This window comes from Shewanella sp. MF05960, assembly GCF_050849305.1.
GTDB lineage: Bacteria > Pseudomonadota > Gammaproteobacteria > Enterobacterales > Shewanellaceae > Shewanella.
Window position 1 is genome coordinate 258488 of sequence record NZ_JBOZPS010000005.1, and the last position, 7991, is coordinate 266478.

General features: G+C 40.2%; 8 protein-coding genes. 6 read left to right on the plus strand and 2 right to left on the minus strand.

Annotation, left to right across the window (positions count from 1 at the left end; all coding sequences use genetic code 11):
* Positions 1 to 2: 2 nt before the first annotated feature.
* From ACROAE_RS07350 to ttcA, 6 genes are all read left to right on the plus strand, one after another.
* Entirely contained in the window at positions 3 to 2408 is a 2406-nt protein-coding gene (locus ACROAE_RS07350) for a heavy metal translocating P-type ATPase (protein ID WP_432400339.1), read from the plus strand.
* On the plus strand, positions 2405 to 2590 hold the full coding sequence (ccoS, locus tag ACROAE_RS07355; protein WP_432400340.1) for a cbb3-type cytochrome oxidase assembly protein CcoS: 186 nt from the start codon (positions 2405 to 2407) through the stop codon (positions 2588 to 2590). Before ACROAE_RS07350 ends, ccoS begins: the two co-directional genes overlap by 4 nt.
* 5 nt (positions 2591 to 2595) lie before the next feature.
* Positions 2596 to 3285 carry a sulfite exporter TauE/SafE family protein gene (locus tag ACROAE_RS07360; protein WP_432400341.1) on the plus strand — a complete coding sequence of 230 codons (690 nt, stop codon included), beginning with the start codon at positions 2596 to 2598 and terminating at the stop codon, positions 3283 to 3285.
* A gap of 55 nt (positions 3286 to 3340) precedes the next feature.
* Positions 3341 to 4093: an electron transport transcriptional regulator EtrA gene (gene etrA, locus ACROAE_RS07365; RefSeq protein ID WP_432400342.1), complete on the plus strand. Its 753-nt coding sequence runs from the start codon at positions 3341 to 3343 to the stop codon at positions 4091 to 4093.
* Between the two features lie 99 nt (positions 4094 to 4192).
* On the plus strand, positions 4193 to 5122 hold the full coding sequence (uspE, locus tag ACROAE_RS07370; protein WP_432400343.1) for a universal stress protein UspE: 930 nt from the start codon (positions 4193 to 4195) through the stop codon (positions 5120 to 5122).
* 89 nt (positions 5123 to 5211) lie between these two features.
* A complete protein-coding gene (gene ttcA / locus ACROAE_RS07375; RefSeq protein WP_432400344.1) occupies positions 5212 to 6156 on the plus strand; it encodes a tRNA 2-thiocytidine(32) synthetase TtcA in 945 nt (314 codons plus the stop codon).
* Positions 6157 to 6312: 156 nt separating this feature from the next.
* On the opposite strand, the gene ACROAE_RS07380 is transcribed toward ttcA, so the two are convergent.
* Both ACROAE_RS07380 and ACROAE_RS07385 read right to left on the minus strand, forming a co-directional pair.
* Positions 6313 to 6951 carry a DUF2987 domain-containing protein gene (locus ACROAE_RS07380; protein WP_432400345.1) on the minus strand — a complete coding sequence of 213 codons (639 nt, stop codon included), beginning with the start codon at positions 6949 to 6951 and terminating at the stop codon, positions 6313 to 6315.
* Entirely contained in the window at positions 6944 to 7762 is an 819-nt protein-coding gene (locus tag ACROAE_RS07385) for a glucosaminidase domain-containing protein (RefSeq protein ID WP_432400346.1), read from the minus strand. Before ACROAE_RS07385 ends, ACROAE_RS07380 begins: the two co-directional genes overlap by 8 nt.
* Positions 7763 to 7991 lie beyond the last annotated feature (229 nt).

Sequence of the window (7991 nt, forward strand, 5' to 3'; positions counted from 1 at the left end):
TTATGACCTCTTGTTTCCATTGTAATGAACCCGTTCTCACTGGCGAGCAATTTACAACCATAATCAACGGGCAAGCACAACCTATGTGTTGCCCTGGCTGTCAGGCTGTGTCTCAAGCTATTATTGATGCAGGATTAACGAGCTATTATCAGTTCCGAAGTGAGCCAGGTAACCGCCAAACCGCATTAGTACCAGAGCAGTTAACCCAATACAGCGCGTACGATCTGCCTGAAGTTCAGCAAGACTTTGTTCATAAGCAAGGTGAAATCGACTCTACCTCATTATCAATTGATGGCATAACCTGCGCTGCTTGTGCCTGGTTAATTGAACACAAACTCAAGCCAATTAACGGGGTAACCAATGTCCTGGTTAATTCAACCACACAACGGGCTATGGTGAGTTGGGATAATAGCACCATAAAATTAAGTGAAATCTTACAACTTATTAGCCAAATTGGTTATCAAGCTGCGCCTTATCAAGTTGACGAGCAAGAAAAACAATCCAAAGCTGACAGCCGAAAATTCTTATTACGACTTGGTTTGGCGGGCTTTGCTACCATGCAAGTCATGATGTTTGCCCTCGCCTTGTACACGGGTTACTTTACTGATTTAGAAGTCGAATTTAGAGATTACTTTCGCTGGGTCAGTTTAATTTTTGCCGCACCAGTCGTGTTGTATTCTGCTCAACCCTTTTATTTTAGTGCCCTGCGCAGTCTGTTAAGTGGCAAACTTAACATGGACGTTTCTGTCTCTATTGCTATTGGTGGCGCGTTTATCGCCAGTTGTGTTGCGACAATACAAGGTAATGGTGAAGTTTATTTTGAATCAGTTTCAATGTTTACCTTCTTTTTATTACTCGGGCGCTATTTTGAGCAAACAGCCAGACAAAGGGCTTCGGTCAGCTCGAGTAATTTACATAAATTAGTACCGTTAACCGCTCATTTAATTAAAGATGGCCAAACCACCGAAATAGCGGCAAAGCAGTTACGCATTAACGATATTATTTTAGTTAAACCTGGTGAAGTTATTGCTGCCGATGCTGTTGTTGTGTCGGGTAAATCTAGTGTCAATGAAGCCATGCTCACGGGTGAACAAATGCCCATCACTAAACAGTTAAACGATAATGTTTATGCGGGCACCATTAATGTTGAGCAACCCATTCAAGTAAGAGTCAATGCATTAGGTCAAGATCAATTAGTGGCCGAAATTATTCGTCTTCAAGAGATGGCATCAAATAACAAACCCGCTATTGCATTGGTGGCAGACCGATTAGCCCGGTATTTTTCCGCAACCATTTTGTCAATCGCGCTCATAACTTATATTGTGTGGTCGTTTATTTCACCAGACGATGCATTCTGGGTCACCTTATCAGTACTTGTGGCTACTTGTCCTTGCGCCCTCGCCTTGGCAACTCCTACCGCTGTTACCTGCGCTACCGCTATTTTTACTCAATTAGGCATCATCACTCGCAAACCTGGTGTGTTTGAAAAATTGACTCAAATAAATCATGTGGTGTTTGATAAAACCGGCACATTAACCTGTGGCCAACTGTCGATTGGTGAAGTTACAGTCGAAAAAAATTATTCACAGGCTCAAGTTTTGGCTATTGCTGCTGCCATTGAACAAGGTTCGTTACATCCCATTGCACATGCTTTTAAACCTTATTTTGATAATCGCTATAATTTTACTGAGCTTGAACACCATGTTGGATTGGGCATTACAGCGACTCTAGACAATCAATCAATAAAGATCGGTAAACATGCGTTTGTATTGCCTCATCAACATCAAAATGTATCGAATTCCAATAACCACACTCAACATTCGCAACTGATTTATTTGTCGATAGACAATCAACTGGTTGCGCAGATTGAAATGCTTGATCAACTGCGAATAGACAGTCAGCAAACGGTTAACCAACTCGCTCAATCTAAAATTGAGTTAAGTATTGCCAGTGGCGACAGCTCCGGGCATGTTGAATATTTAGCGCAAAAGTTGGGGATCACAGATGTACACGCGGGGTTATCACCTCAAGGTAAGCTGCAATTCATTAATCAATTACAACAAACTAAAAAAGTAGCCATGTTTGGTGATGGAATAAATGATGCCCCTGTTTTAGCGGGTGCAAATTTGTCGGTGGCCATGGGGAGTGGCAGTGCGATTGCGAAAAACAGTGCGGATCTCATTTTACTAGGAGATCACTTGTCACGGTTTAACGATGCGATTAATGTAGCTAAACAAGCCCAGCGTATCATCCATCAAAATTTATTATGGGCATTTGCTTATAACGTTATTATTTTACCATTGGCTGTGACTGGACATGTCGCGCCTTATGTTGCGGCAATTGGTATGTCTGTTAGTTCACTGATTGTGGTGAGTAACAGTTTAAGGCTTCTTAGGATAAAACTATGAGTATCATCTACGTACTAATCCCCATTGCAATGTTGTTTGTAATGATTGCCGTAGCCATTTTCTTTTGGGCGGTGAAGTCAGAACAGTTTGATGATTTAGACAGGCAAAGTGTGTCTATATTATTTGACGATGAAGCCAAAAAACCACAACAAGCTGATGATTTAGCCAATAAACCAGAGTAAACAGCGTGATTGAATATAATGTAGGTGGCGCGTTTATTGTTGGCTTAATGGGCGCAGCTCACTGTTTTGGTATGTGCGGTGGTTTAATTGGCGCATTTTCTGCCAATATACCCAACAACGGCCAAAGCAGATTAGCTAACCAGTTAAGCTTTTTATTAAGCTATAACTTGGGACGCATCAGCAGTTATACCCTCGCAGGGGCTTTAGTAGGTGGTAGCGCATCGGCATTAGGACAATTATTTGATGCCGATATCTATTTGTTGTGCTTACGAATTTTTGCCGGCGTTATGATGATATTCACGGGTTTATACATCGCGCAGATTTGGTTTGGTATTGTTCATATTGAGAAAGTAGGCAAGGTTTTATGGCGCTATTTACAGCCATTAACCCGGAAACTATTACCCATTAAACATCCACATCAGGCATTACTTGCTGGAATGGTTTGGGGTTGGCTACCGTGTGGATTAGTTTATAGCACACTCACTTGGTCAGTTGCTTCGGGCAGTGCGCTGCAAGGTGCATTGATTATGTTAGCGTTTGGTCTAGGGACATTACCGGCTTTATTTGCAGCAGGAATGGCAGCAAAAACCTTAGCGCAATGGGTACAAAAGCGTGCAGTGAGATTACTGAGCGGTTTGTTATTGGTGTTGTTTGGTTTACAAACACTCTACATTGCTTTTAATCAGCTAAACTAGTTAGTAACATTAATTTGGTTTAATATAGTAAAGTTTATACAAACTGAGAATGGGTATGACTTCAGAACTAATCAAAGCTCGTCGACCGTCAACTAGCGGATGCGCAATTCATTGCCATGACTGCAGTATGGAAGCCTTATGCATCCCTTTTACTCTTAATAATGATGAATTAGACAAACTCGATAGCATTATTGAACGTAAAAAGCCTATTCAAAAAGGCGACCTTATTTTTAAGTCTGGCGACGGACTCAAATCTCTTTATGCTATTCGCTCAGGTACCATTAAAAGTTACACCATAACCGAACAAGGCGATGAACAAATTACCGGTTTTCATCTTGCGGGTGATGTGATTGGTTTTGATGGTATACATGCGCTGCAACATCAAAGTTTTGCGCAAGCATTAGAAACCTCAATGGTGTGTGAAATCCCTTACGATACCCTCGATACCCTCGCCGGCACCATGCCAAAACTCAGACAACAAATAATGCGTTTAATGAGCAGTGAAATTATGACTGACCAAGAAATGATTTTATTACTGTCGAAGAAAAATGCCGAAGAACGCTTAGCCGCGTTTATTAATAATTTATCTAAGCGTTTTGGTAACCGTGGGTTTTCATCAAAAGAATTTAGATTAACCATGACTCGCGGTGATATCGGCAATTATTTAGGGCTCACGGTTGAAACCATTAGTCGTTTATTAGGTCGATTCCAAAAGGCTGGGTTAATTGAAGTCAATGGTAAATACATCAGTATTGTAGACCATGATGAACTGGCCAAATTAGCTGGCAACTCACGCATCGCAACTTAAAGCTAATTAGTATGATCTACCTCAAAGTTTATTTATTAGTAAACGGTAATACTATAAGCAGTTAATATAAAAACAAAATTCAACAGCTTTGGAGGTTTTATGAAGGATTATAAAAAGATTTTAGTGGTGATTAACCCTACAACTGATCATCAACCAGCATTAGCTCGAGCAGTAGAGCTTGCGAGTAAAAGTAATGCTGTCATCACTGCATTTTTATCTATCTTTGATTTCTCATACGAAATGACCTCTATTTTGTCTAGCCAAGAACGTGAAGCAATGCGCCAAGGCGTTATTGACCAACGCGTTGCATGGTTAGAAAATGCAATTAGTGGGTATAGCAGTAAAAAATTGACCATTAATACTGAAGTGGTTTGGCATAACCGCCCTTTTGAAAGTGTGATTAATTATGCGATGAAAGGGGCTTATGACCTTATTGTAAAAAGTACTCATCAACACGATAAGCTCAAAGCGGTGATTTTTACTCCAACCGATTGGCATTTAATGCGTAAGTCACCTGTTCCTGTGTTGATGGTTAAAGAACACGATTGGCCAGTGCAAGGTAAAATTGTTTGTGCTGTTAATGTTGTGTCGGAAGATGATGATCATCAAACTCTTAATGGTAAAATCATTAATCACGCCCTCGATTTAGCGAAAAAGTTCTCTGCCAGTGTTCACCTTGTGAACGGCTACCCAGGTACACCCGTTAATTTAGCCATTGAATTACCAGACTTTGATGCCAACATTTATAACAATACGGTGAGAATGCAACACGAACAACGTGTGCAATATCTTGCGCAAGCTTATAACATTCCGCTTGAGAATTGTCATGTTGAGGAAGGATTGCCAGAAGATGTTATTCCTGAACTTGCCGCTAAATTAGATGCTGAATTAGTGGTGTTAGGGACTGTCGGTCGCACAGGGTTTTCAGCTGCATTAATTGGTAATACCGCTGAACATGTTATTGATAGCATTAATTGTGACTTATTAGCGATTAAACCTGACGGATATAAATCACCTTTAGAAGATTAGTCGATTAAGAGTAAGCGAAAACCTTTACCCTGCCCTCGATTACTGGAATAATACGCGCCCTGAAACACTTGGTTACTGGGCGCATTTTTATGTCTGAAGTTGAAGTCGATACAATCGCAAAAAAAAATATTACTCGTATGAATAAACTGCAAAAACGTTTGCGCCGCGAAGTCGGTTCTGCGATTGCAGATTACAATATGATCGAAGAAGGTGATCGTGTGATGTGTTGTTTGTCTGGCGGTAAAGACAGCTACACCATGCTAGATATTTTATTAAATCTTCAGCAGCGTGCCCCAATCAAGTTTGAAATTGTTGCGGTAAACCTAGACCAAAAACAACCAGGTTTTCCTGAGCATATCCTTCCAGCATACCTAGACAACATTGGCGTGCCATACCACATTCTTGAAAAAGACACTTACTCTATCGTTAAAGAGAAAGTACCTGAAGGTAAAACCACTTGTGCGTTGTGCTCTCGTTTACGTCGTGGCACCTTATATGGATTTGCCCAACATATTGGCGCAACCAAGATTGCTTTAGGCCATCACCGTGATGACATTATCGAAACGATGTTTTTGAATATGTTTTATGGCGGTAAACAAAAAGCGATGCCACCTAAGTTATTGTCTGATGACGGCGCTAACATGGTGATCCGTCCATTGGCATATTGCCGTGAAAAAGACATCGAAGCTTATTCTGATCTTAAAGAATTCCCGATTATTCCGTGTAACTTGTGTGGCTCACAAGAAAACCTAAAGCGTGGCGAAATTAAAAACATGCTAAAACTTTGGGATAAACAATCACCGGGTCGTATTGAAACCATCTTTACTGCGATGCAAAATACTGCGCCGTCTCAAGGTGTTGACCGTCAGCAATTTGATTTTGTATCGCTCAAGCGCAATCCCGATGCAGAAAAGAAAGGTGATGTTGCAGATGCCGATTTACCGGCTTTTGATTTTGTCGACATCAGTAACAATGGCCATATTAATTTAGATATCAGTAATCGAATTGATATTGTCGCGACGTTCAAGCCGTAATGATTTACGAAGATACATTACTTATTTAATAAAAAAAGCGTTGATTAATATCAACGCTTTTTTTATTGAAATTGATTACACTTTTACATTTAAGGACGAGAGATTGCGATTCATTATACTAAAATTGATTAGTGATTAGTGATTAGTGATTAGTGATTAGTGATTAACGAGGGGACTGACCACATTCGGTTTTTCACTAAATGTAATGTGTGTTAACTGATTTATTTGCTCAAGGCTAAGTGTTAACTTGCCGCTCGAGGGTTGTTGCACATCATCGATAATGATAGTGGTGTCGGCAGTTAAAAATTCAAACGTAATACCGTCAATGGGTTTACGGAAATACTTCATCGGAAAACCTTGTAGGCCATCAAGTAAACGATCCATATCGATATTGAGTGCAAGTAACTCTGCTTGGGTATATTGTTGTTGAGTTGAGCGAGCCCGTACTTGCATTGCAATAGCACATTGATCCGCATTGCCTGCAACAACAATATTAACTAAGCCCCTATCCGATTTTAATTGTGCATCATATGGAATATATAAACGTTGTTGATCTGTATACGTTAAAGGATATGTTTGATTTTCTGTGGTAATACTGCCAGAGGTAATAGTGCAGTCTGTTGTCACAGGAACACTAAACGCTAACTCAACAAGTGGGTAGTTTTGTTTGTTCACTTGCTTTAGGCGATCATAAAAGCCAACGTACTCTAGTGAAACGGTTTCAGCGACGCTGCTACTGGCAACAAATGCGGCCGATAATATAAATAATCCATGACGTAGCGGGCGGTTAAACATTGGCTTGGTTTCCTGTTAAAAAAGATTTGTTATGTTTTAGCATTTCAAGCAGCTCATCAATGTATTCATCCTTTCGTTCAGAATAATTAATCAACCCGAATACTAACTTCTCTGCAGTCGGTTTTATTTTTTGTGCTCGTAAATCAGCACGTATCGAGCGAAATAGTCGATAGGCTTGATTGGTGTTTAAATTAATCATATAGGCAATAATTGAATCTTTGGGCGAATCAAATACCGCCACTTCATGGTTTTTGCCATTGTCTCGTGCTAACGGTACTAAGCCACAGCCTTGAGAAAAGCACCATTGGCCGAAAAAATTATTTCCTTCAACCGCAAAGCGCGAACTTCCCCAGCCACTCTCATTTGCGGCTTGCACCAATACCATGTTAACCGGAATAGTATCAATTCGTTTGAGTAACGGCGTTAACGTGGTGCGAGTTAATGATTTTATATCATACTGATATTTGTTAATAATCGATTGTAAACGTTCAGTATCTGTTTGGTTTAAACCAATGCCGTTATCAATTTGTTCAATCATTGCGAGTAAGAATTGGCGTTCGTGAATAATAATTTGGTTTTGTGCTTCTATAGCGGGTCGTAAGTAGTCAAAAAAGCTTTGTTTTTTTGTGTCTATGTCTTCAATATTGGTAAAATCCGGCATTTTGCCTAAATCAATATTGTGTAACTGCCCTAAAGCAGAATGCGGTGAAGAAGGCGTCGATTTGGGAATGACAAACACTCTTATAGCCAACAATGCAATAACGGCTAAACCCAATGCAAATGTCATTTGACCAATATTGCCTAACTTCAATCGTACCTACCTTATTTTGTATGGTATTAAACGGGATAATTATAACCTTAAAACCCTCATGATTCATCAAAGGCACTTTGCGATTACTCTTATTGAGTCATCTATTAAGCGACAATTACGGTGGCCGGTCTAGCGACAATTATCTTGGCCGGTTGATCTGATAAGGTTCGGTACAGCAGAACGGAGGAGTTCACTGTGCCGGGAACACGAATCACTGATCAGCAGGTCA

Excerpts from the sequence above, each read along its gene's own strand:
- ACROAE_RS07350 (WP_432400339.1), top strand. The coding sequence starts at position 3 with ATGACCTCTTGTTTCCATTGTAATGAACCCGTTCTCACTGGCGAGCAA.
- etrA (WP_432400342.1), top strand. The coding sequence starts at position 3,341 with ATGACTTCAGAACTAATCAAAGCTCGTCGACCGTCAACTAGCGGATGC.
- ttcA (WP_432400344.1), top strand. The coding sequence starts at position 5,212 with ATGTCTGAAGTTGAAGTCGATACAATCGCAAAAAAAAATATTACTCGT.
- ACROAE_RS07380 (WP_432400345.1), bottom strand. The coding sequence starts at position 6,951 with ATGTTTAACCGCCCGCTACGTCATGGATTATTTATATTATCGGCCGCA.
- ccoS (WP_432400340.1), top strand. The coding sequence starts at position 2,405 with ATGAGTATCATCTACGTACTAATCCCCATTGCAATGTTGTTTGTAATG.
- uspE (WP_432400343.1), top strand. The coding sequence starts at position 4,193 with ATGAAGGATTATAAAAAGATTTTAGTGGTGATTAACCCTACAACTGAT.